Annotated in this window: 18 protein-coding genes; 9 read left to right on the top strand and 9 right to left on the bottom strand. The window is 38.7% G+C overall.

All coding sequences use genetic code 11. The features are described from left to right. Nucleotides 1-66: 66 nt before the first annotated feature. Nucleotides 67-897: an MBL fold metallo-hydrolase gene (locus IQ264_RS14785; protein ID WP_193981556.1), complete on the top strand. Its 831-nt coding sequence runs from the start codon at nucleotides 67-69 to the stop codon at nucleotides 895-897. 80 nt (nucleotides 898-977) lie between these two features. Here the strand turns inward: IQ264_RS14785 and IQ264_RS14790 are convergent, their stop codons facing one another. Then, nucleotides 978-2,159: an acyltransferase family protein gene (locus IQ264_RS14790; RefSeq protein WP_193981557.1), complete on the bottom strand. Its 1,182-nt coding sequence runs from the start codon at nucleotides 2,157-2,159 to the stop codon at nucleotides 978-980. Between the two features lie 129 nt (nucleotides 2,160-2,288). Between IQ264_RS14790 and IQ264_RS14795 the strand changes: the two genes are divergently transcribed. The 3 genes from IQ264_RS14795 to IQ264_RS14805 all read left to right on the top strand — a co-directional run bounded on the left by IQ264_RS14795 (nucleotide 2,289) and on the right by IQ264_RS14805 (nucleotide 6,097). Continuing rightward, nucleotides 2,289-3,578 carry an aminopeptidase P N-terminal domain-containing protein gene (locus tag IQ264_RS14795; RefSeq protein WP_193981558.1) on the top strand — a complete coding sequence of 430 codons (1,290 nt, stop codon included), beginning with the start codon at nucleotides 2,289-2,291 and terminating at the stop codon, nucleotides 3,576-3,578. Nucleotides 3,579-3,580: 2 nt separating this feature from the next. Then, entirely contained in the window at nucleotides 3,581-4,147 is a 567-nt protein-coding gene (locus tag IQ264_RS14800; protein ID WP_228061551.1) for a DUF421 domain-containing protein, read from the top strand. A 342-nt stretch (nucleotides 4,148-4,489) separates the two neighbouring features. Next, nucleotides 4,490-6,097, top strand: a complete 1,608-nt coding sequence (locus IQ264_RS14805) for a peptide ligase PGM1-related protein (RefSeq protein ID WP_193981559.1) — start codon at nucleotides 4,490-4,492, stop codon at nucleotides 6,095-6,097. A 22-nt stretch (nucleotides 6,098-6,119) separates the two neighbouring features. On the opposite strand, the gene IQ264_RS14810 is transcribed toward IQ264_RS14805, so the two are convergent. From IQ264_RS14810 to IQ264_RS14820, 3 genes are all read right to left on the bottom strand, one after another. Further along, the gene (locus tag IQ264_RS14810; RefSeq protein ID WP_193981560.1) at nucleotides 6,120-7,829 is read right to left on the bottom strand and encodes an ABC transporter ATP-binding protein/permease; all 1,710 of its coding nucleotides are present in this window, start codon (nucleotides 7,827-7,829) and stop codon (nucleotides 6,120-6,122) included. A 161-nt stretch (nucleotides 7,830-7,990) separates the two neighbouring features. After that, nucleotides 7,991-9,253 carry a hypothetical protein gene (locus tag IQ264_RS14815; RefSeq protein WP_193981561.1) on the bottom strand — a complete coding sequence of 421 codons (1,263 nt, stop codon included), beginning with the start codon at nucleotides 9,251-9,253 and terminating at the stop codon, nucleotides 7,991-7,993. 210 nt (nucleotides 9,254-9,463) lie between these two features. Then, nucleotides 9,464-11,359 carry a hypothetical protein gene (locus IQ264_RS14820; protein WP_193981562.1) on the bottom strand — a complete coding sequence of 632 codons (1,896 nt, stop codon included), beginning with the start codon at nucleotides 11,357-11,359 and terminating at the stop codon, nucleotides 9,464-9,466. A 208-nt stretch (nucleotides 11,360-11,567) separates the two neighbouring features. On the opposite strand from IQ264_RS14820, the gene IQ264_RS14825 reads away from it, so the two are divergent. Further along, a complete protein-coding gene (locus IQ264_RS14825; protein WP_322744695.1) occupies nucleotides 11,568-13,301 on the top strand; it encodes a serine/threonine-protein kinase in 1,734 nt (577 codons plus the stop codon). Nucleotides 13,302-13,307: 6 nt separating this feature from the next. After that, nucleotides 13,308-14,297, top strand: coding sequence for a glycerophosphodiester phosphodiesterase (locus tag IQ264_RS14830; RefSeq protein ID WP_193981563.1), 990 nt, complete (start codon nucleotides 13,308-13,310; stop codon nucleotides 14,295-14,297). A 79-nt stretch (nucleotides 14,298-14,376) separates the two neighbouring features. On the opposite strand, the gene ftsH is transcribed toward IQ264_RS14830, so the two are convergent. Continuing rightward, nucleotides 14,377-16,263, bottom strand: a complete 1,887-nt coding sequence (ftsH, locus tag IQ264_RS14835; RefSeq protein ID WP_193981587.1) for an ATP-dependent zinc metalloprotease FtsH — start codon at nucleotides 16,261-16,263, stop codon at nucleotides 14,377-14,379. 297 nt (nucleotides 16,264-16,560) lie between these two features. Between ftsH and IQ264_RS14840 the strand changes: the two genes are divergently transcribed. The 3 genes from IQ264_RS14840 (at nucleotide 16,561) to IQ264_RS14850 (ending at nucleotide 20,861) form a co-directional block, all read left to right on the top strand. Then, nucleotides 16,561-17,166 carry a DUF3038 domain-containing protein gene (locus tag IQ264_RS14840; RefSeq protein WP_228061552.1) on the top strand — a complete coding sequence of 202 codons (606 nt, stop codon included), beginning with the start codon at nucleotides 16,561-16,563 and terminating at the stop codon, nucleotides 17,164-17,166. 184 nt (nucleotides 17,167-17,350) lie between these two features. Further along, complete coding sequence (locus IQ264_RS14845; protein ID WP_193981564.1) at nucleotides 17,351-18,922, top strand: DUF4335 domain-containing protein; 1,572 nt, start codon at nucleotides 17,351-17,353, stop codon at nucleotides 18,920-18,922. Between the two features lie 100 nt (nucleotides 18,923-19,022). Next, nucleotides 19,023-20,861 carry a sensor histidine kinase gene (locus tag IQ264_RS14850; protein ID WP_228061553.1) on the top strand — a complete coding sequence of 613 codons (1,839 nt, stop codon included), beginning with the start codon at nucleotides 19,023-19,025 and terminating at the stop codon, nucleotides 20,859-20,861. Nucleotides 20,862-20,915: 54 nt separating this feature from the next. Here IQ264_RS14850 and IQ264_RS14855 read toward each other — a convergent pair whose 3' ends face one another. From IQ264_RS14855 to bioB, 4 genes are all read right to left on the bottom strand, one after another. After that, nucleotides 20,916-23,180: a transglycosylase domain-containing protein gene (locus IQ264_RS14855; RefSeq protein WP_193981565.1), complete on the bottom strand. Its 2,265-nt coding sequence runs from the start codon at nucleotides 23,178-23,180 to the stop codon at nucleotides 20,916-20,918. Nucleotides 23,181-23,404: 224 nt separating this feature from the next. Then, a complete protein-coding gene (lspA, locus tag IQ264_RS14860; protein ID WP_193981566.1) occupies nucleotides 23,405-23,911 on the bottom strand; it encodes a signal peptidase II in 507 nt (168 codons plus the stop codon). Between the two features lie 164 nt (nucleotides 23,912-24,075). Then, a complete protein-coding gene (locus IQ264_RS14865) occupies nucleotides 24,076-24,663 on the bottom strand; it encodes a biotin transporter BioY (RefSeq protein WP_193981590.1) in 588 nt (195 codons plus the stop codon). Nucleotides 24,664-24,730: 67 nt separating this feature from the next. Then, nucleotides 24,731-25,783: a biotin synthase BioB gene (gene bioB, locus IQ264_RS14870; protein ID WP_322744697.1), complete on the bottom strand. Its 1,053-nt coding sequence runs from the start codon at nucleotides 25,781-25,783 to the stop codon at nucleotides 24,731-24,733. Nucleotides 25,784-25,797 lie beyond the last annotated feature (14 nt).

Raw genomic sequence — 25,797 nt, forward strand, 5'->3', positions numbered from 1 at the left:
GTCCCCATCTCCCCAGTCCCCTTTTAAAAGGTAGAATCTCTATCGTTGTGTAAAACATAGGGAATCATGAAACGGCGAAAGTTGCTGCGTTATACGGGGGCGAGTTTGCTGACAGCTTTTGGTACTGCTTGGGCTTCAGGATGGCAAGCAACGCAAGCTCAAACTGGTAATTCGCTATCAGTTCGATGGCTGGGTCACACTTGCTTTTTGTTTACTGGTAATAATCAGCGTGTGTTAGTGAACCCTTTTCGCGCAATTGGTTGTACTGCTGGTTATCGGTTGCCAAATGTACAGGCAGATGTGGTTTTAATTAGTAGTCAATTGTTTGATGAAGGTGCGGTGGAAGGATTACCAGGTAATCCGAAAATACTTTATGAACCGGGAGTTTATCAATTTAATGGTATTCAATATCAGGGTATTCGCACTAATCATGATACGGTAGGTGGGCGCAGGTTTGGTACAAATGTAGCTTGGCGTTGGACTCAAGGTGGTCTTAATATTTTGCATTTGGGAGGGGCAGCTGCACCAATTGAAATTGAGCAAAAAATTCTCATGGGAAAACCAGATTTGTTGCTGCTTCCTGTAGGTGGAGGCTCAAAAGTTTATAATCCAAATCAAGCAATTGAAGCGATTAAATCTCTGAATCCAAAGATGGTGATTCCTACTCATTATCGAACTCAGGCTGCTGATGATAAGAGTTGCGATATTGTGGGTGTGGAGGAGTTTCTAAAATTGACGGATGGTAGTGGTATCTCTGTCCGCAATATTAATAGTGATTCTATAACTATTAGTACTGCTGATTTGCCTGCTAATGGTTCTACAGTTAATATTCTGAGTTATCAGTTTAATTCTGTACCTGTTGCGCCAAAACCTGTGGCACCAAAAAAGGGTAGTTAAGACATTTACAAATCAATTCAATAGTTTAAGTTTGTAGTAATTAAACGATCGAAGTCGTTACTACAAACTTATTATATGATTTATCGTTTAAGTTTGATTGCTGGTCGTTCGATTAGGTAATAGCTTGCGGTGGCTAGTAATGTTGATAAGATTAGGGTTTCTAAGAATCTTAGGAAGAAAGCTTGTAGAGGGTTATTTGAGGTAAATAAAATGGGTGTTAGTTTGGTAACTATTGGGTAATGCCAAACGTAGATGCCATAAGAGAGGTTGCCTAAGTAACCCAAGGTTATGAAGGGCAATTCCCAGAAAGATTTTTGGGGAAAGTGATAAGATTTGGGGTAGGGGTCGGATTCTATTAAGTAAAGGAATGTTGATGTTAGTAGGGCGGTTATTGTGGGAGCAATCAATAATAAGTTTAATTGATGGTAATATCTACAATAAGCTGTAAAAAAATAGAGAAATACAATTAATATAAATGCTAATTTAGCTTTAAATATTAATGTTTTATTAGGCTGATTAATTGGTTGTTTTGCTTTTTGTTTGATAATTATTGCATTGACTAAAAATCCACAAATAAAAGAGTCTAAGTTGGTGATTAAGGGGATGTAAATATAGCTGATGAAGCTGTTCATCTGTTCTTGGGGAAGGGAAGTTTGAGTAGCGATCAATGTCCAAATTAATATTCGGAGGCAAAAGGAAAGGAAAATTAGACTGAAGCATAAGGTAATTATTTGGTTGAGTTTGGTTAGGCGATCGCGCAAGTAAATATAAATAAACGGAATTACTAAATAAAACTGCACTTCTGTTGATATATACCAAAATGCTCCGTGAAAATCGACGGGCAAGGTATAATCGTAAGTAAAGGTTAAAATTCTGAGTAAATATTGTCGGTTTTCTGGTTGCCAAATTTGAGGATAAAAAATTAAACCTAAAATTATTACAGCAAAGTAGTAAAGGGGAAAAATTCTTAAGGCCCGATTCCGCCAAAAATTAAGTATTCCGATTAATTGGGCGGTGTAACGTTGATTATAAAAAGCTTTTCCGATTAAATAACCGGAGAGACAAAAGAAGATTCTGACTGCTACTCCTCCGGCTGTGAATATTAACCAAGTTAAGTCATAATTGTGAAAGTAAATTGTGGATTTGGGTGGTGCGGAATGTGCCATAACCACCATTAAACAAGCAAAACCTCGCAATGAAAGTAGCGGATCTACTGCTAACCTTAGTTTTATTTTAGGAACAAAAAGCAGTATTTTTTTCATTGCTGTAATAAATATTGTTTAATTGGTTAAATTTATCATAAATCGGGAAATGGGAAAATTTATTCAAAGGTTCTATCGCTAATTAACTAAAGTTAGAATATCATAGTATTTTTTAGGTAGTCTGCACTTATGCAAACAGAGTATCAGAAGCGTCGGGAAGAGTTAATGGCGAAAATAGGCAATGGTACAGCTATTTTTCGCAGTGCGCCAGTGGCGGTGATGCACAATGATGTAGAGTATGCTTATCGACAAGATAGTGATTTTTACTATTTGACGGGGTTTAATGAGGCGGATGCGGTAGCAGTTTTAGCGCCTCATCATGCGGAACATAGGTTTATTTTGTTTGTGCAACCGAAGGATAAAGAAAAGGAAGTTTGGACGGGATATCGCGTAGGGGTGGATGCGGCGAAGGAAAAGTATGGTGCTGATGAAGCTTATCCGATCGCAGAATTAGATGAAAAGTTACCCCAATATTTAGAAAAAGCTGACAGAATTTATTATCATTTGGGACGCGATCGCAAATTTAATGAAACCGTCCTTTCCCATTGGCAAAGGTTAATTGCCACTTATTCTAAACGGGGTACAGGTCCGATCGCAATTGAAGATTCTAACTTTATACTTCATCCGATGCGCTTGATTAAAAGTGCGGCAGAATTAGAGTTGATGCGAAAAGCGATCGCAATTTCTGTAGAAGCACATAATCACGCTAGAGAATTCGCAAAACCGGGACGTTACGAATACGAAATCCAAGCAGAAATTGAACATATTTTTCGCTTACGGGGTGGGATGGGACCTGCCTATCCTTCGATTGTTGCTTCTGGCGCGAATGCTTGCATTTTACATTATATTGAGAACGATCGGCAATTACAAGAAAATGATTTGTTGTTAATTGATGCAGGTTGTTGTTATCAATATTACAACGGAGATATTACCCGGACATTTCCGGTAAATGGCAAATTTACGCCCGAACAAAAGACAATTTACGATTTAGTTTTGACCGCACAATTAGCGGCAATTGACCAAGTAAAACCGGGAAATGCTTGGAACTTAGGACATGATAACGCAGTGCGAATTTTGACCGAAGGTTTAGTCGAGTTAGGGTTGTTAAAAGGTGACATTGAGGAATTGATTAAAGAAGAAAAATATAAAGCATTTTATATGCACAAAACTGGACATTGGTTAGGTTTAGATGTGCATGATGCAGGGATTTATAAACATGGGGAAGAGGTTTGGCAAACTTTACAACCGGGACAAATTTTAACTGTCGAACCGGGAATTTATATTGCACCTGATTACCAACCAGCAGAAGGACAACCTGAGATAGATGACAAGTGGCGAGGTATTGGCATTCGTATAGAAGATGATGTGTTAGTCACCGAGTCAGGAAATGAAATTTTGACTGCTGGTGTGCCTAAATAAAAATGCCTACAATGATGGATTTACTGTTTAAGATAGATTGGTATAAGGTATTTATTCCTAGTACCTCAGTTGCCGAACTTTTTGTGCGGGGAACGCTAGTTTATTTGATGTTATTTGCGATTCTGCGCTTTCTTCCTAACCGTCAAATCGGTGTGGTGGGAATTTCCGATTTACTAGTAGTAGTATTGTTTGCCGAAGCTGCCCAAAATGCAATGGCAAGCAATTATACATCTATTTCTGATGGTGTAATTTTAGTGAGTACAATTATTTTCTGGAGTTACACATTAAATTGGTTGGGTTTCAAATTTCGACCGTTTCAACGTTTTTTAAATCCTCCGCCAACACCATTGGTAGTTAATGGTAGAATGATACGGCAAAATTTGGAACAACAGTTAATTACCCAAGATGAATTAATGAGTATGCTTCGGAAACAGGGGGTGCAAAAAATGAGTGAGGTAAAATTGGCATTTATGGAGTCGGATGGCAATATTAGTGTGATTACTAATTTCTCAAAATCTACTATTCCTAAAGAATCAAATGAAGAATCTGAAGCTTATGCGACAGAATAAACCATTTGATGTGCGAGAATTTTGAGCAACTAGTGCAAGAAGGCAGAAGGCAGAGGGCAGAAGGCAGAAGGGTTTGATCAGCTTTTATGTTCAGCTTTCTAGCTGTTTTCAGCTGCTCAATCATTTCTGCCACGCTGCACTAGCAGCTTGAGTTATTAATTTACTGTCTTTTAGATAGATGCGGAAAAGTTAGATAAGGCTATAAGATTAATTGTTGTTAGTGCTTTTACTCGTTGATTGTGCAGGAAATAATAATTTTTTTTACTATTCGTAAAAAGTAGTCTAAACTGATCGGAAAATTAAGTAAATTACTGTTATTGAAAATAGGGTAGGATTGGGGCAATGCAAGTAGTAGATTTTTCTGTAGATTCTCCAGGGGAAAAGTTTAGATTTCTCCAAAATCAATTGCGCGATCGCTGGCAAAGTATCGAAGGTGTTAATCTGGGAGATTATGATATCTTGGTGATTCCTTCTGTGAGTTTAGATCAGCGAGAACTAAAGAAAGTGGAAGGATTTTTGAATTACGAAGAACGATTACTTTTTTCGTTAATTCGCTTGCGTAATCCTCGCACAAGAGTAATTTTTGTAACCTCTCAACCTCTGCCACCAATAGTAATTGATTATTACTTACAATTGCTCCCGGGAATTCCATTTTCTCATGCCCGCGATCGCTTAATGTTATTTTCCACTTATGATTCTTCTGCCAAACCTTTAACTCAAAAAATATTAGAACGTCCCCGATTAATGCAGCGGATTCGCCAAGCATTAAGACCTGATAAATCTTTTATGATTTGTTATAACTCTACTCAATTAGAGAAAGACTTATCTTTACAGTTAGAAGTACCTTTATTAGCCGCAGATCCAGATTTACTTTATTGGGGAAGTAAGAGTGGAAGTCGGCAAATTTTTGCTGAATGTGGTGTACCGCATCCCGATGGAAGTGAAATGGTAAAAAATGCTGATGATTTAGCAGAAGCAGCTGCGGAACTTTGGGAACGTCAACCGAATTTACAGCGGATGGTGGTTAAGCTGAATGAAGGTTTTTCTGGGGAAGGAAATGCCATTTTGGATTTAAGAGAAATATCTAATATTGCGCCTGGTATTGTTTCTCATCAAGAAAGAGTTGGGGTAATTAGCGATCGCTTTACTTCCATGAATTTCCAAGCTAAAAATGAAACATGGGAAAACTTTTCTAGTCGGATTCCTGAATTAGGGGCAATTGTGGAAGCTTTTGTAGAAGGAAAAACAAAAAACAGTCCTAGCGTTCAAGGTAGAATTACCCCCGAAGGCGAAGTAGAAATTCTCTCCACTCATGACCAAATTTTAGGCGGTTCTGATGGTCAAATTTACTTAGGTTGCTATTTTCCCGCCCAAGAATCTTATCGCTTACGTTTACAAGAATTAGGATTAAAAGTAGGAAAAAATCTGGCGGAAAAAGGCGCATTAGAAAGGTTTGGCGTTGACTTTATTGCTGTACGTCTACCTGATGTAGCAGGTAAACCACAATGGGATTTCCAAGCAATTGAAATTAACTTGAGAAAAGGTGGTACTACTCACCCGTTTATGACTCTAAAATTCTTAACAAATGGGCGTTATGATATGGCGACTGGCGTATTTTATAGTCAGCAAGGTAGCGCGAAATATTATATGGCTACTGATAACTTACAAAAAGAACGTTATCGTGGTTTGTTACCAAATGATTTGATGGATATCATTGCCGATCATCGCTTACATTTTGATACGAGTACGGAGACTGGAACAGTATTTCATTTAATGGGTTGTCTGTCAGAATTTGGGAAGTTGGGATTAACTTGTATTGGTAATTCTCCCCAACAAGCTAAAGATATTTACAACAAAGTAGTCAAGGTTTTAGATGAAGAGACAAAAGAAACAGCTCTTGATTCTCATGCGTTATCATCTCATTGTTTACCTATGACTTGGCATGAGTAATAGAGTTTTGTTTGTTAGGACATTATACTACTTTATACTCCCTTATTTCCCATTTGTCAGTATCTAATAATTCTAATATTAGATGGTGATATTTGAACAGAGTCGGACGATGACCGACGCTGATAAAAGTTGTCTGAGTACCTAACAGATGTCGATAAAGATTTTCCTCGTTTTTCACATCCAAAGCACTGGTAGCTTCATCTAAAATCACATACTTTGGTTTAGAAATTAACAGACGGGCAAAAGCCACACGCTGTTGTTCTCCTAAAGAAAGCACATCACCCCAATCTTTTTCGATATCAAAACCACCGGATCTTTCTACTAAATTGGGTAGGTTTACTTCTTGCAATACTTGATGCAATTCTCGATCGCTAATTGTATCATTAACCAGCGGATAGACTAACTGCTGACGGAGATTGCCCAACACCATATAAGGACGTTGCGGTAAAAATAAAATTTCCTCTAGTTTGGGTCGGATAATTGTGCCATTACCAGAATTCCATAAGCCAGCGATCGCTCGCAGTAGCGAACTTTTCCCACAGCCACTCGCACCCATAATTAACATTCCTTGTCCTGATTGCAGTTTTACCGAAACATCCTGGAATAAGGTTCTTTGATAGTTGGGTGTATACAATGTCAGGTCTTGAAGTGCTAAACAGCTATCTTCTACAGTATTAATAATTGTATGCTGAATGCTGCTGCTAATAATTCCTTTCTTGGGTTGTTGCAGGAAATTATAAAATTCAGATAAACGCTCAATTCCAGCAGCAAAACCAGCCAGTTCTTTAAACGTTCTGATAATTACATGAATTTCCCAAGAAAGAGTATTAAACGCCCCTTGTGCTTCAGCAAGTTTACCGATTTCTAACTCACCTGAAAAAATTTGAGGGGCAATAATTAGAGCAGGCAAAAAGCTAGGAATATAGTAATAAAAGCTGCCCCCAATATTCACAATTAGGTCTTGCCAAAATAGAATATTATTATAATTTTTAAATACTTGATTAAATAGGTGTTTAACTTGATTGAATTCCTGTGCTTCTCCCCGATAAAAGGCAACAGATTCAGCATTCTCTCGGAGTCGGACTAATCCAAAACGAAAATTAGCTTCTTTTTTTAACTGCTCGAAATTGAGTCTAACTAATTTTGTCCCAAATAACCAAATTGTGAGCAGGGTTCCACTAACAGCATAAATCACCAAAACCACCATCAAAGTGGGTGATATTATCCAAAGTACCGCGCTAAAAGCAATAATCTGTGAACCAGCATTGAACATATCAAAGAAGAAGAGTAGAAATCCGTCAGCGAATTTGTTGATATCTTCGGCTATTCGCTGATCTGGGTTATCAATTTTTTGTTGAAATTGACTGAGTTCATAAAAAGCCCGATTGCGGGAATATTTACCGAGAAAATGATGGGTTAACCACCTTCGCCAATAGAGAACAAGTTTTTTGCGGGTGTAGTGGTATGCACACCAAATAGTCGGTAACATCAGGGATAGCCCAAACAGTTTCCAAGTAGTCGTCCAGAATCCATTTACATCCTTGGCAACGAGTGTGGAAAGGATATTACCTTGTTGAGTGTTGGCAAGTACTTTGACCTGGGTGGAAACTAGAACCAGCGCAATCAAGGTCAGTAGTAACGCGATCGCTCCCCATTTTTCATTCCCACACCAATAAAGTTTCGCGATCGTCCAAAACCGCTGTAAAAAACCCCGGTTCCGTTTATTTATCATTTATCATTGCTATTAAGTCGATTAATATTTTTTTATATAAAAATGTAATAGCCGTTTTGTATAAGGCAATACAAAATTTTATCTCTTTATACAAAAATTAAGTAATTTTTACATTCTCTTCTTATTCGACAGGGAGTTTCGACTTTTCGATCGATTCGGGACTACGTTTTGAGGGCGAAAATTATCTCTCTCATTATGTTCAAGTTGTTGATTCCCATTACAACAATAAGAATCACGATCGCTATCTTCCACGCAAGAAACTTAGTTAAAGATTTATTCGTACATAATAATAACACTAGAAATGAGTAATTCGTAGTATAAATATACATTTCTTTTACATTATAAAAAGAATGTAATACTAAATAAAAAAAAATCGATAGAATTAAGGCTATAAGAATTTGTTTAACAATTGATTGCGAAACAATTACGTTTTTATAAAAACCAATCAAGAATAAAATTAACCATAGTGCTAGCGCGATCCAACCTAAAGCACTGTAGGCGAGATCTCTTGCAAAAAAGCTTAACTCTACCCTGTCTGAATGACCAGCAAAAGGCGAAGCAGAAACAAAATTTACTAGGAGAAAGTTATTTAGTAGCTCTTTTAAAACTAATAAAGGATTATTAATTAAGGTGACATTTATATAATTCAACTCTTTAATAACCGTATAAGGTAAAAAGAAGTAAGATCCTCCTAAAAACTTTTTTTGAACGAGATTTAGACAAAAAGACAAGAAAACCACAGTTCCACCGTATTCTAAAATTTTTCTAATTCTTTGATGATACTCTAGGGCGATAATTGTTACAGCGAAGCATAAAAATGTGACAACAAAATTAGTTAGCAGAATACCGAAAGAGAAAATACCAACCAAAATCCAATATAACCAATAAATTCTACTAGTTTGCAAAGAAATTATTAACAACAAACAGGTAATAACAATACTTAAAGCTTGCAAAGAACGAGATTCTGGTACAGCACTAAAAAACAACTGATTCATGCTCAAGCCAAATAATAAGGTAAAGCACGTTGTAGAAAAATATTTTTTAGTCAATAGCCAAAACACTATACAGGAAAAAAAGATAGTAAAACCGCCAAATAAAGAATTTAAAAAAATTGCTAAATGGACTTTGGAAATAGGAGGAGAAAAGAGTCTTAAAAACCCGAATATTTCTAGAAATAGTAATCGGTTTGCATGAGAGCCTTTATGGTATCGAGACCATTCTAGAGTAAGCCATTCATTTTGATCCGCTCCAAAAAAATCTCCTTGGAAGGGAATTAGTTCTAAACCGAGCGAAATGTATAAAGCAGTAAAGCCTAAAGATAAAGCTAGAGACAGTAGGATAACTTTTCTATAGTCGAACAAGACTTGCTTGAAGTGTAAAAATTCTTGAATTAGGCTCTGAAATAGTGCTGTTTTATTTTCCAATAGTCTGACGCAGAACGATATAAAGAAAATTAGACTAGTGGTAATAAAGAGCCAAATTAGAACATACCTAATCATATTTATACTTTCTTTTTCGATGAACAGGGTAAAATTGATACAGGTTAAGCACTAAAGTTATTATATGTTGAAGAATGCTCGTGGGTTAGTTGCGAAGATAACAAACTATGGCAAACTAACAACTAAGTCAAACGTTTAATAAATTATGGGTTTTTGGTCGATCGCTTTTTCCTTACCTGCATGAATAGCATATAATTTGCGATGAGTTTCTTTCATAGCGTTAATTAATTCGGGATAAGGGCGATCGGTAACATCAACCAAACCAATATTATAATTTTCCCCATCAAAACGTCCCGTACTTGGTTCATCTACCCATTGAAACCAATGTGTGCCAATTACTTCAGGAATTGCAGCTGCATTTTCCACATAATAACGATAAGCAACACCCCGTTGTTTTTGGTCACGAACTTGTTTTAAACCTGCTGACATTCCTCTTCCAGGTGTGCCAAAATGAAACTCACCAATTAACAAAGGTCTTCCGCTTAAATTGGCATATTTTTGTATCTCTTCTTTCTTCAAACTGTATTCATATTTATTAATAGTGAAAACATCAAAAAAACGTCCTGCTTTTATCATTTCATCTGGTGCATATCCGGCAAAACGAAAACCCAGAATTAAATGATTTGGATCGTATTTCCGAATCGCACTAGTGACAACTTGCAAATATTTATCGTAAGCGCGATAGAAAAACTCTTTACGTCTTTCTAGTGTATCTCCTTGCACCAAAAACTTTTGTAACTCCCGCCGAGTTGCTGTATCTGGGCCAGATAAGATCAGATTAATAATATCTAATTCCCGTCTCGGCCAAATTGGTTCGTTACCAATAAAATATCCCAGTAAAAAAGGGTCATTTTTGCGAATTCCAGACTCTTTTGCGGCAACAGATTCGCTATTTTGCAGAAACTCTGGGGAATAAACATCAGGAAATTGCAAATATGATTGCTTTGTTTCCCATCCAGTTATCGGCAATACATAAGGCATTCTCTGGGCATCAGTTACCAGTTTAGTTGACCAATTTGCGATCGTATTTATTCCCCATGCTTGCATTCGGCGCACTGTTAAATCAACCCAATCTTTCTGCCAACTTTCTCCGAAACGTCGCCAAATATTCCACTGATAAAAAGAGGTAACTGGTTGTTCTCTTTGCACTCTCACAGTTTGTGTATTTTCCGGGGGCATTGACTCAAACAAAGATTCTCTGTTAGTAATAGGTGTGCTAATTGTGGGAGTAATTACATTCACACCCGCAGAAAAAAACAAATGCCCTTCAGGATCGACAAACCACCATTTTTCCTCAATCAATTCTACCCGGAAAAAACCTGTAGGCTTAACTTTTGTTGCACAGTAACCCCCATATTGGCAGTAATCAAAATTACCTGGTTGTAGTTCTTTTTCCTCTGTTCTCCAAATTGCCTGTAACTCTGAAAGATTAGTGATTTTACCAGACCAATTATCCCGTATCCATTGCCCTAATTTGTCAACGAGTGGCTGTTTTTCTAGTACTGCATCTCCCGGAGATTCCTTTGTTAATTGCATTGTGCGAATTTGTAAAGCTGGTTTCCCGATCGCTTCTGGCATCGCTATACTAATAGAATCAACTTGATTAAGTTGTAAATATGGCCCCCAATTAAACATAAAATAACCAGCACGTTGATTGTTCAACAAAGATGCCATATCATTTCCCCGCTTAGGTGCATTGGAGAAAATTTCTAAAGGGATAGCAGCACGAATCCAACTATTTTGAAATGGATGAATGTAAGTACTAGTAACTCCCTGCGGAGTGTGCAACCGCAATAGAAAACGTTGCGGAGAAGAAGCTTTCATTTCTAAAACCAAAAACCGAAAATCCGACCAATCACTTGGCATTTTTGGTTGTAGTTCCGGCAAATTCCATTTGTATTCAGTTCTACTCTGACTGTCAAAAACTAATGTTTTCTTTTGTATTGCTATTACATTTAATGGAAAAATAAAGATACTAATTGCTAGCCAAGTTAGGAAAAAAATAAAAGTAAATTGAAATATCTTACGCATTGCTAAAGCTTTTATTTTGAATCTTTCAATTATAAATCACAAATATTTATCCGGCAATTAACGTTAACATACTTTTAAATAGGAAAAAATACTTTAACTCACTGCTTCATTGAACCATATTAACAAAAATTCTTTATGCTATAATTTGATCCTGTTTGGCAGCAAACAATCATGAATTTCTCTTAAAGTGAAAATAAAGGAAAATCAAGTGTCTCAAACTGTTGCCACAGCTGCCCATTGCATTAATCCTCTTTGCCCACGTCCTTATCCTCAAACTATGGGCAATAATTTTTGTAGTGTTTGTGGCGCACCATTGCGAATTTCAAACCGTTATATACCACTCAAAAAATTAGGAGTTGGCGGATTTGCTGCGATTTACACACTTTGGGATGAAAAAACTAAAAAAGAGCGAGTATTAAAAGTTTTACTAGAAACTTCTCCCAAAGCTTTAGCATTATTTGAACAAGAAGCCACAGTTTTAGCAAGTTTACGCCACCCAGGAGTACCAAAAGTAGAACCAGATAGTTATTTTTATGTCACTTTTGGCAAGTCTCCTGAAATCGTTTTGCCCTGTTTAGTAATGGAAAAAATTTCCGGGAAAACTTTAGAAGACATTTTAGAATATCATCAATCTCAAGGTTTGCCGGAAGCATGGGTGCAAAATTGGCTCAAACAAGCTGTATATATTTTACGAGAATTACACCAACGTAAAATTATTCACCGTGATATTAAACCTGCTAATTTAATGTTACGCGAAGGCACAGAACAAATAGTATTAATTGACTTTGGTGGGGCAAAACAAATTGGTGTAAAACAAGCTAATTTTCAGGCGAGTTCGACAAGGTTATTTTCTCCTGGATACAGTCCTCCAGAACAAATTGCTGGCGCAGTAGTTGGGCCAAATGCTGATTTTTATGCTTTAGGGATGACCTGTATTCACTTACTTACAGGTAAATATCCTTTAGATTTGGAAGACCCAAAGACGGGGGATTTACACTGGCAAAAATTCACTAATGTTAGCCCAAGTTTCGCTAATTTACTGGATGATATGATCCAGCCGAATATTCAAAAAAGACCAGCTAATGCTAATGAATTATTAAGTAGAATTAGGAGAACATCTTCTCAAACAATTACATCTGCTTTTGCTAAAGCATTATTTCAAATTATTAGCAAATTACCCGCAGATTTATTTAAATTGTCATTAGGTATTTTAGCATTTTTGGGTAAATCAATTACCCAAGCAATAGTTTTATTTTGGAAAACGATCGCACATATAACCAAAGCTTTTTTCAGTACTTTGTGGCAAATGATTTTAGGCGGAATTGGTGGTGCTTGTGGGTCAATAATTGGTTATTGGTTAGCTTACAAAACAGCTCTTGGTAAAGAATTAGACTATTTTATTTCTCAAAATTCACCTCAATTAACTGACTTTCCTATTTTCCTAAATTCAGGAATTATTTTGTTTGCTTGCGCTGGTTTAACTACTACTTGGGGCTTAATGTTAGCCGGAAAATTAAGACAACAACAACGTTATTTAATAGCGATAATAATCGGAATGAGCAGTTATATTTTAGGTTGTTTATTAGTGCAAAAAGTACCAGCAAGAACTATTTCACCAGAAGATTTAATATTAATGACCGGAGTAACAAGTGGTTTATTAACTTTGGGTTTAGGTTTACCAAGTCATCAAATAGTTTATATTTTAATTAGCGCCGTAGGTACAGCAATCACCTTTGCAGGTTTATTGGCGTTAGTTATGCAAATTGTTGTACCTTTGAATGGTGTTTTAGGAATTTATGGTAATTTTCTCGACAACTTCAATTGGACAAATTTTGCGTTTAGTATGGCATTTTTTAGTAGTATGGGAATAATTATTGGTTTTTGGTTGGGGGTCACTCACTTTTTTGTTGTACCTGTTTTACGAATGTTAGGTTGGCGTTAAGTAGAAATGAAAAAGTATTTGCAACTTAATTCATCTTTGCCTATTATTATTGCCCATCGAGGCGCAAGCGGTTTTCGTCCAGAACATACTTTAGCTTCTTATAAATTAGCCATTACTTTAGGTGCAGATTATATTGAACCGGATTTAGTTTCCACCAAAGATGGTGTATTAATCGCACGTCACGAAAATGAAATTTCTACTACTACTAATGTTGCTGAATATCCCGAATTTGTTAATCGTAAAACTACTAAATTAATCGATGGAAAACCAATTACAGGTTGGTTTACTGAAGACTTTACCTTGGCAGAGATTAAAACTCTGAAAGCTAAAGAACGTTTACCTTTTCGAGATCAAAGTTTTAACAATCAATTCTCAATTCCGACTTTTCAAGAGATTATTGATTTAGTTAAACTTAAAAGTGGGGAAATTGGTCGATCGATCGGAATTTACCCAGAAACTAAACACCCAACTTATTTTGCTTCTATTGGTTTACCTTTAGAAGAACCATTAATTGAAATTCTTCATAATAATGGATATAGATCTGCTAAAGATCCGATTTATATTCAATCTTTTGAAACAGCCAATTTGCAAAAGCTGAGAAAATTAACTGATTTACCATTGATTCAATTACTAGAAAATTTCGGGCAACCTTTTGATTTAGTAATGAAAGGCGATTCGCGAACCTACAAAGACTTAACAACACCCCAAGAATTAGCTAAAATCGCTGAATACGCTGCTGGAATCGGCCCCAATAAACAGATGATTATACCTGTGGATAAAGAGGGAAAATTACTATCTCCAACATCTTTAATTGCCGATGCTCATACTGTAGGATTACTAGTTCATCCTTACACTTTTCGGAATGAAAAGCAATATTTAGCACCTGATTACAATCAGAATCCAGAAGCAGAATATGAGCAATTTTTTAACTTAGGTGTAGATGGAGTATTTACTGATTTTACTAATACTGCATTAATGGTAATTCAGCGAATATGAACACTGAAGTGTTCACAACAGACATAAAAGTGATTTCCCCTCCCCGTTTACGGGGAGGGGATTAAGGGGTGGGGTTTAATTAAACCGATAGCCAATCTTGCTTGAATTGAGATTCAGGTAACTGAGTATATTCAGAAACAATTTTCCGCAACTCTTCGCCATCAATTGTTTCCTTATCGATCAACAAATCGACTAAACGATCGATCAAAGTGCGATTCTCCGCAATAATGCGTTTTGCATCGTCATAGCATTTGGACACGATCGATCTTACCTGTTCATCGACATCAGCCGCGATCGCTTCCGAATATTCCGAACGATTGGCAAAATCACGACCTAAAAACACCTCATTACCCTGATTTTCTAAAGCCAACAGACCCAAATTAGACATTCCGAAACGAGTCACCATTTGCCTTGCTAAATTACTTACCTGTTGCAAATCGCCACCTGCACCCGTTGTAACTTCCGCATCACCGAAAATCACATCTTCCGCAGCGCGACCACCCAAAGCATCGCAAATCATCCCAACCAACTGTGACTTAGAAATTAAACCCCGTTCTTCATTGGGAGTAAACCAAGTCAAACCCAAAGCTTGACCGCGAGGAATCAAAGTCACCTTTTCTACCGGGTCGTGACCTTTCATCAAAGTACCGACGATCGCATGACCGACTTCATGATAAGCAATTAACCGCTTCTTCTTGCTATCAACCAAAGGCGTACCTTCCATTCCTGCAACCACCCGGTCAACCGCATCGTTGATTTCCAGCATGGTAATTGCTTCTTTGCGCCGTCTAGCGGTCAAAATTGCCGCTTCATTGAGCAAATTCGCCAAATCTGCGCCTGTAAAACCGGGAGTTCTGCGTGCGATCGTTTCCAGCGACACCTCCTCTGACACCTTCTTATTCCGCGCATGAACCTTGAGGATTTCCAAACGTCCCTTCAGATCCGGTGCATCCACCATCACTTGTCGATCGAAACGTCCCGGACGCAACAAAGCAGAATCGAGCACATCAGGACGGTTAGTAGCAGCAATAATAATAATTCCCGAATTACCTTCAAACCCATCCATTTCCGTGAGTAACTGGTTTAAAGTTTGCTCCCGTTCATCATTTCCGCCACCAATCCCAGTTCCCCGCATTCTCCCGACCGCATCAATTTCATCGATAAACACCAAACAGGGAGCATTTTCCTTCGCCTTCTTAAACAAATCGCGGACGCGGGAAGCACCCACACCCACAAACATTTCCACAAACTCCGAACCAGAAATACTGAAGAAAGGAACACCCGCTTCACCTGCGATCGCTTTTGCTAACAAAGTTTTCCCAGTTCCCGGAGGGCCAATTAATAATACACCTTTAGGAATTTTCGCACCCACAGCCGTAAACCGTTCCGGCTGTTTCAAGAAAGTTACAACTTCTTGCAGTTCCTCTTTTGCTTCCTCAATACCCGCTACATCTTCAAACTTGATTCCGGTTTTCGCTTCCATTTGGAAACGGGCACGAGACTTCCCAAAATTCATTGCTTGATTAGAAGCATTAGCCGATCGCCTTACAATCATCAACAACCCTGAAATCAACAGGATCACCAACAGTAGATTGATGACAAAGCCTAAAGCTGCACTATTATCCGTTGTTGGTTGGACAGCAAAAGGGATGTCCTTTGCTCGCAACCTTTTAATTAATTCTGGATTATCCTCAAACAAATTCACCGTCGCTGGAGAATCCGTTTTATCCACTCCCTGCAATTCCACCCTAGCTACGCGCTGCGTCGGATCGATATCAACCTTCGTAACTTTGCCCGCATCTATTTTCTTCAGCAACTCATTGTAACTCATCGTTTCCTGCTGGTCAGAAGAAGCTAGAACAGGAGGAACTCCTGGCAACGCACTCTGCAATAATAACCAACTAGCTGTAATCGCTCCCGTCAAAAACACATTTTTTCTAGGGTGCTGTCTACTCGACTTTTTCATCCAGGAATTTTTCATAATGCGTTAGCCCTTTTGCTGCTGTGATTACCCAGATTACCCAAGGGTAATTTAAGAAAAGACACTTCTTTCCTCCAGTGTAGCTAAGCAGAGGTACTCCAAGGAGCCAACACTGTTTGGTTAAGGATAGGGCTTATCCGAAGCAGACGATCCCACTGTATTGGAATGGGCTGGTTCTCTGTATTTAAAACTCAAAACTTAAAACTTTCTACAATGGTGTGCGATCTTATCTAGAATGGTTTTGCTATCGAGCCAATTAGAATCCAAATACAAGCAAGCCTAATGTATATAGATACCCCTACTGCTCAACCAACACCTTTAATATTGGAAACTTTACCCGTTCCAGCTAACTTTGACGATCGCGAGTTTCCCAAACGCTCTCGGCAGCAAATAGACTTGATTTTACTGGTAATTGAAGCCTTGGATATTGGTGGTTCGGAAGCTATCCTCAGTGTGGCTAGGGAACTAGAATTGGAAGGAATAATTAAAAATCGGGTAACATTGTGGCGATTGCGCTGTACTAACCCAATGCGGCGTTACACTCAACGTCATTCTCTGAGTGTAGTCGAAGCCAAGGCATTGGTATTAATCGCCTGCAATCTAGCACGGCGGATGACAGTTCTGATCCGCCAGTTGCTACTGGCATATCAACAATTGTCCGAAAAACAATTGTCAGTAGAACATCATTTTCGACTTTCTTACTTTTTGGAGCGTTTCCGCAAACATTTTCGCAGCCGCATGAATCCCCGACGCTCTGGAGTGTTAGCTTATAGTTCAGACGAAAAGTTGAATGAGTTAGCGATCGCCCTATTGGGACAGCTACTTTTTTGTACAGGTACTTCTGGAATGCAACGCTTTTGGACTAGTCTGTTTGATGGGGAAATTTAAAACGGCTAAGAGGCAAGGGAACAAAAAAAAGGGAACGGGGAACAAATATTTCTGTTAGCTAGTCCCGGCTGATGTTGGTAGCCTATAAAAACTAACGAAAAACCCTGAAATACTAACCCCGAAAACCGATACAAATCCCCGACTGGAGTGAATCTAAAATCTGAAATCTAAAATCTAAAATCCCATGACTACGATCCAACGACAGTACAGCTTGCCCAATTGCACCCTGATCTTAGAAGGGTTGAGTGAAACCACAGGCGGTATCATTCAATCAGATATGCGCCCAGTCTTGTCAATTTTAGTCAATGCCGAATGTCGTTTGGCAGGTTATACTGGGCCTTCATTAAGTGGGGGAAGAGACTTTTTTGAAAGTTTGGTGACAGCAGTTAGCAGCTACGCTCAAGAAATTTTAAGTGGTTTACCCCATCAACATCAACATTTGGAAAATGGTCATGTACCTTTGGTGCAGTTGCGGCGCAATGGGCAAAATTTACATCGGTTAATTATCCAACCACACAATTTAAATGCTTTCTCTCATAGTGCGAGTACACCTACAACTCCTACAAATCCCATTGCAATTGATTTATCTACGGTGCAATTGTTTGATTTAGTAGAAGCTGTAGATCAGTTTTTTGCTGACAGCCAAACTTTGCCTAGTTTAGGGTTGAAGTTAGCGCCAGTGGAAAAACGCTTTGCTAAGTCGGATGAAGATTTGGTGAAACAAGCTGCACCAGCTGCTTTGGGTTTGTCTAGTTTAGCACTGGCTGCGATCGCACTCTTTTTTGCCCCCATTCCTGAAGTGCAAAGACCCAGAGAACCTTTACCACAAGAGAATTCTGGTGTTGTCTCCCCAAATTCTACTATTCCCGGACAATCTACCACCGAACCTCCCTTACCTCCCACAACCACAAATACAACTCCTCAATCTAATTTGGGCGGACAAACTACCACGCCTGTAACTTCCTCTACCACCGAAGTTCCTGCCAATTCTGCCGCAACACCCTTAGCAACACAAGTTCCACCCACTACTACTTCTAACTTGGGAACACAAACTCCCCCAGTTGCCACCCCCACACCAGAGGCAGTCCCAACTATACCGCCAAATTCCCCAGTTGCAGTGCAGTCAACTCCTGCGCCTGTTGCACCAACTGTACCGCCAACAGATTCTACAGTTGCAGTACAACCAACTCCTGCACCTGTCAGTACACCAACACCACCAACAGACTCTACAGTTGCAGTACAACCAACTCCCGCACCTGAGACATCAACTGCACCTAATTCAGTAGTGCAAACTCCTGTAGCTGTACCTACAATTCCCTCAACTGAGTCAAATGTAGGCTTGCAAACTCCTGCAACTACTTTACCTACCTCCACCCCTTCTACTTCAGGAACACAAACTCCCTTAATTACAGGAGCAACTTTAGGAAGGAATAATGAAATTGTTGATGCAGCTTCACTGAAAATTTTGAATCGTAATCTTTACAGACAACTTCAACAAAGTAGAACAGAAATTACTAAGTTTCCTGAAGAATTAGTTTATCGGGTTGCTATGCGCCCAGACGGAACAGTAATCAACTATGAACCTCGTAATCAACCTGCACAGGAATATTTAAACCAAACTCCTCTTCCCAACGTAGGTGTTGCTAATGTTCCCACAGATTCTACTAGCGTAAATCAACAACCAGTTGCATATTTTAAGGTTGTGTTTACTCCTAAAGGTGTGTTGCAAGTTAGTCCTTGGCGAGGTTATCAGTAAAACTACTAGACAATAGGGGTTTCTACCCTGACTGTTTATGTATTTCATCAGATAGGATGGAAAAGATTTATCATTGTTATTTCTATTGCAACTGATGAATATGAACTCCAATTCTCCCATGCCAGGGCATCAGAAAATAGCGCATCATTCCCGGAAATTTTGGGCTAATAAATTCAACTTGTGGAAAGATTCTGCCGATCGCCTAAGTATTAGCACTAAAATTAGATGTGGCTATGCTCTGGCTTTGGGGATTGCGGTTTTAGGGACAACTGTAGGTATTGGGTTGGGTCATTATTATGAAGAAGCTTTTCGGGAGGAAGCTGAAGAATGGCATGAAGCCGGGTTGCTGCTTAATGATTTACAAATAGCTGTTGGGCAAGCGCGATCGCACCAACAACAATTCGTCGCTTTACTGGAAAAACCAGAAGATTTTCAAAATCAACATTCCCATTTTATTGAATATATTCTTAATGTTAAATTACTACTTCAAAAAACCAAAACTTCTTTAAAAGTTCAACAAATTCCTGCGTCTAACGTTTTTTTTACAACTTATGAACAAGTAGTAGAAAATTATTTTACCCAAACAGAAAGTGTTATTAAAAAAATTAATTCAACCAATTTAAAGCCAACAGAAATTTCTCAATTACAGCAGTCACTATTAAATTTAACTATCAGTGAAACAGCACTAAAATTTGATGATTATTCAATGAAATTAGCCGAGATTGCTAGTCAGGCTTTTCGAGAAGAAACTACAGCAGCAAATAATGTAGAACGAAGTGAAGAATTACAAATTGGACTCACAATGTCTAGTATGTTGGTATCAGTGATACTAGCAATATTTTTAGCAATTTATACTAGTAGAGCCATCGCACGTCCTTTAAAAGCAACAACAGAAGTAGCTCAAAAAGTTACTCAAGAAGATAACTTTGACTTACAAGCACCTGTAACTACCAGCGATGAAGTAGGCGTTTTAAGTGTATCTTTAAATCAATTGATTAGTCGGGTTAAATATTTATTAGCAGAACAGAAAGCCGCAGCTACTCGACAAGAAGAGTTACAACAAAAACAGTTACTCCAAAGTGAGAAAATGTCTAGCTTAGGGCGCATGGTTGCTGGCATAGCTCATGAAATTAATAATCCGGTAAACTTTATTTATGGCAACCTTGTCCATGCTAGCGAATATGTTAGCGACCTTTTGGATATTTTAGCGTCTTACGAACAAGAACTAACTCAACCATCCTTAGCTTTACAAGAAAAAGCTGAAGAAATCGATTTAGAATTCTTGGAAGAAGATTTACCAAAAACTTTGCAATCAATGACTGTTGGTGCCGAAAGAATTCGCCAAATTGTGTTGAGTTTAAAAGATTTTTCCCGGTTGGATGAAGCCGAAGCTCAATTAGTTGATTTACACGCTTGTATTAATAGCACTTTATTAATTTTGCATAACCGCATTAAGAAGGGAATAAAAGTAGTTCTCAACTATGGTGATATTCCCAAAGTTTTAGGTTATACAGGTTTTCTTTATCAAGTATTCATGAATTTAATTAGTAATGCGATCGACTCTTTCGAGTCACACTCCGTGAACGATGCTTTAGCAGAAACTCTTACAACAGAAAACTCTTCAGATAAAGAACTTTTAATTACTACAGAACGCCTAGATAGTAACTGGGTAATGGTGCGAATTGCTGACAACGGTTGTGGGATTTCTCTGGAAAATCAGTCCAAAATTTTTGATACATTTTTTACTACAAAACCCAGAGGTATTGGCACAGGTTTAGGGTTAGCAATTACTCGGCAAATTGTGGAAGAAAAACATGGCGGTAAAATTACTTGTACTTCCGAAATTGGTAAAGGTACAGAATTTGCGATCGCACTTCCCATTGATGCTTCCGCAGGAAAAGTCAACCACGCAACTGCCGAATCAGTTGGTTCGTTGTGAGGACTTTAGTCCTTTTATTCCAGAAAGAAACGACTAAAGTCGGCACTACTAACTTTAACGGATAACTTGGCGCATATAATTTCCCCATAATAAAGCTGCTTGAGCACTAGCTCCTCTAGTTGGCGAATTATCATCATTTCCCAACCAAACACCAGTAACTAACTTCTGACTTGGAACATATCCAATAAACCACAAATCTCGGTTATCGCTATTAGTACCTGTTTTACCAGCTTCTTCTCCTAAACCTAAAGACGCATTTCTTCCTGTTCCAAATTGTACCACTCCGCGCAATAAAGTATTCATTCGATCGGCAACTTCTCGGCGTAAAACTCTTTGAGAATTGGCGTTTTTATCAGGAGTAAAAGAGTAGATTTCCGGGCAAGTTTTCAGATCTTTGATATCACGACAAAAACTGGTATCACGAATGCGAACTATAGCATGAGGACGATTCCAGACACCGTTATTTGCGATCGCACCAAAAGCACCAGTCATTTCTAAAGGATAAACTTCACTTTGTCCTAATACTAAACCTGGTACAGGATTAAGTTTAGATTGAATTCCCATTCTTTGTGCCATTTGCACAACATTATCTAAACCCACATCTTGCGCCACCCTTAAAGCAATCACATTTTCCGATTGCGCTATTCCATTGTACATATTTGCACTACCGCCGCCAGTACGTTCGCAACCTGGGTAACGTTTTTGCCAAACTAAAGGCGCACAAGAATAAGATTTATTAGGTGAAATACCTTTATCCAAAGCGGCTGCATAAGTAAACACTTTAAAAGTTGATGCTGCTTGTCGATGTGCTTGAGTAACCCGATTAAATTGACTTTGTTTGTAATCTAATCCCCCCACCATCGTTAAAATTGCCCCAGTATTAGAATCAAGGGTAACGATCGCACCTTGCGAAAACCTACTATTAGCACCAGCATTATTAACAGTATTCCGCAAAGCAGATTCCGCCTTAGCTTGCATTCCCAAATTCAAAGCAGTTTCAATGATAAAATTCCCTTCTCGCGCTAATTCTTCCCCCAACAAAAACTCCAATTCATTGAATACATAACTGTAGAAATAGGGAGAAATTTTACTAGCTTGTTCCTGACAAACTTTCGGGTTAACTTCTAAAGGCGATCGCCTCGCCTTACTCGCCTCCTCCACAGTAATTTTACCTTGCTCCAACATCCGAGCAATCACCCCATTTCGCAAAGTAATTGCTCTTTCCCGCGCCTGACTATCGCCACAAGGATTAAAGCTATTTGGTGCAGGTAAATTACTCACCAAAGTCGCCGCCTCTGCTAAACTTATATCTCGTGCCGACTTACCAAAATAATACTGAGAAGCATCTTCAAAACCATAACTATCACCGCCCAAAAATACCCGGTTCAAGTAAGTTAATAAGATGTCATTTTTACTGTAAAAAGTTTCTAATTTTAAAGCCACAATTGCTTCTCGCAACTTGCGCCCCAAAGAATCTGCTGAACCTACATAATCACGGAATAAACTGCGAGCAACTTGTTGGGTAACAGTACTCCCACCTTGGCGATCGCCACCTTTACTAATAATAAAACTTGCCCTAGCAATCCCGATCGGATCGACCCCCAAATGCCAATAAAATCGCCTATCTTCCGAAGCAACTACCGCCTTTGGTAAATAAGGAGAAAAATCAGATAATTTCTTAAATTCTACATGAGCATTATTACGCGGAGTTCGCAAAGGCGTTTCATCACCCGCATAAACAATTACTGGCCCTCTGGTAGGATTTGGTAAAGGATGAACAGAGAATTTTTGCCACTCCAGCAACACTGTAATTGCCAAAAGTGCTGTTAATCCAGTAATGCCATAAATACCCCAATTAATGGCTTTTTCATACCAAGTTGGCGGATCGTAATATTGAATTCTTACGCCACCAGCTAATTCCTTTGGCCCTAAAGTCAAGATATCACCATGACGTAACTTTCTTGATGAAACTCTCTTTCGACCACGATAAATCCCATTCGTTGAGTTTTCATCTTTAATCAGAAAAGTTTTCTGTCTGCGCCCGACGCGAGTCAAAGATAAATGAATTTGACTAACTACCGGATTACGCACCACAATATCGCAAGATTTAGAGCTACGACCTAGTTTATAGCGATCGCCCAACAGCGGATAAACTTCAGCTTGATCGGCATCAGCATCCTGAACTCGCAATTCCGGTACCCTAGCATTCGGCTTCAATGCTAGTTTAGAAAAATTGACCTTCGCTTGTACCGTTTGCACTGCTTGGGTGATAGCACCCATAATTGTTGGGCGGGGTTTTTGTGGATGGGGAGGAGTCATATCGTCTTCGATTGAACACTCTTAACTATGACTGACAAGGAGACAAGGGGACGCGGAAATAATTTTTCCACACCAACAAAGGGTTTTGACTATATTGGGAGAATAACTCAGCATTTCCCCTACTTTTTATAATGAACTAAAGTTGAGGCAGCAGGGGAGCAGGGGAACAGTTTCTCCCTAAACTCTAAAATTAATTAACCCAATTCAGATGTAAAACTCACAAACTATTCTCTTGTGCCCCTCTGCCCCTCTGCCCCTCTGCTCCCTTGCCCATTATCAAGGTGAGATTTACGAAATATCGAAATAAATAGACAAGCAATTCCTATGTTAATACAGACATCTGCCACATTAAAAACTGCGAAGTGAATTAATCTAAAATCAAAAAAATCCACCACATAACCGAAAACAAATCGATCGATCCCATTGCCAATAGCTCCCCCTAAAATAAAACCATAGCCCAATTGCTCCCACAAAGATAATTTTGGGCCAAACCAAGCCATAGCCATTAAAGCTAAACTTACGAACAAAGATAGCCAACGTAACCAGCTACCATCCTCACTAAACAAGCTAAAAGCTGCACCAGTATTTCTAACATAAGTCAGATGAAAAACTCCTGGCAATAAAGGCCAACTTTCATTCACTCGGAAGTTTTGTAATACCCAATATTTAGTAATTTGGTCTACAACAATACAAATCAAGGCAACAAGCCAAAAAAAACGATTTTTAATCATTGGTTAATAGTCATTGGTTGATAGTCATTGGTCATTAGTCATTGATTGTTGGTCGTCACTCATTCGTTATTTACGAGTAATTTCATTATCAATTACACCCTTTGAATTTCGTCAATTTTGCCTATTATTTAGTAGTAAAAATACAAATGACGAATGACCAATCATTAGTAAAACATGATGCGTCTGAGGATAAAAGCTAACACTGTAGCTGCACAAACAAGAGCTAATTGTCCTGGGATAGGGTCTAAAGAGTACTTTTGAATATCCGCAACTAGGGGAGGAATAGTTTCTGTATTCGCCAAAGTTATATAGTAATTGCAAACTAAATAGCTGATACCAACTAAATGAATCACTAGTAAACCGCAAAGGCAGCTAAGGGCTAAAGATTCTAATTTCAGTGGTTGGCGAAACGCTAAATAACCACATATCCAAGCACCAGGAACAAATCCCAACAAATATCCAAAACTAGGCAATTTGAGATAGGCAATTCCCCCGCCTTGGGAAAAGACAGGCAACCAAGTTAAACCCAGTACTAAATAAGCAATTTGGGAAAGGGCACCTGCATTTTTGCCACCAAGACAACCTACTAATAGTACTGCACCAATTTGATAAGTGACACCTAAAGAGTGAATGGGAATTCCTGACTCACTCCAGTGCCAAGGTAAAGCAGTTACAGATGCTTCTAAAAAGGTGCCACCAATGGTAAGCAGTAAACCAATGAAGGCCCACAAAAGTTCAGTGGCAGAAAACACAACTATTGGTAATTGGTAATGGGTAATTGGTAATGGGTTGTTAATAGTTCGTTGAGTTAATTTGGAACTATGAGTTTTGGGGAATTGGTGCTTCACCGCCTTGCAGTCCCAGTTTTTCTAACATGGCATGGTCTTGTTCTGGGGGTTGTCCCATTGTGGTTAAATAATGTCCAATCAACATGGCGTTGATTCCTGCTTTTAATCCCATTGCTTGCAGTTCTCCCATAACGGCTTCCCGTCCACCAGCGTAGCGGAGAATTTGTTCTGGTAGAATCATGCGAAAGGTCGCGATCGCCTTTAGTGCTTCAATAGGATCTAGTTTAGTGCGATCGCCTAACGGTGTTCCCACTCTCGGATTTAACAAATTAATTGGCACCGATTCTACTTTTAATTCCCGCAAAGCTAAAGCCAAATCTACCCGATCTTCCCAGCTTTCACCCATCCCGATAATTCCACCTGTGCAAGCTTGAATTCCCGCCGCTTTCAGGTTTTTCACCGTTTCCACTCTATCTTGCCAACTGTGGGTAGTGACAATCTGCGAATAAAAGTTTTCCGATGCTTCTAAATTATGGTTGTAGCGCGTTACACCTGCTTCTTTCAGTGCTTTGGCTTGTTCTGCGGTCACTTCTCCCAAAGCACAGCAAGGTTTAATCTCAGTTTCAGCAACAATTTGCCGCACTGTTTCTAAAATGTTTTCAAACTCCGATGATTTAGGGCTGTTGTATTTAATACCTCTTCCCTGACTAACTAAGCAAAATCTCTTAGCACCTGCCGCTTCAGCTGCTTTTGCTTGGGCTAAAATTTCCTCTTTAGACTTCAATCCATACACAGGTGAATCATTACCTGGATGATGAACTGATTGAGAGCAAAAACCACAATTTTCGGAACAATTGCCCGATTTAACATTAACGATGCTGCATAAATCTACTGTATTACCACAACAAGCTTGACGCACTTGGTCAGCAGCGGCACATAATAACAAAATGTTTTCTTCACCTTCTATGTTGGTGAGTGCGATCGCTTCAGAGCGACTCAGCCGTTTCCCAGCAATAATTTCCTCTGTCAGCTTTTGTAACCATTCTCGCAACGGTTGCTCAACATTAAGAGCATTCTCATCCACAACAGAATTATTAG

Source organism: [Phormidium] sp. LEGE 05292, assembly GCF_015207735.1.
GTDB lineage: Bacteria > Cyanobacteriota > Cyanobacteriia > Cyanobacteriales > Aerosakkonemataceae > Floridanema.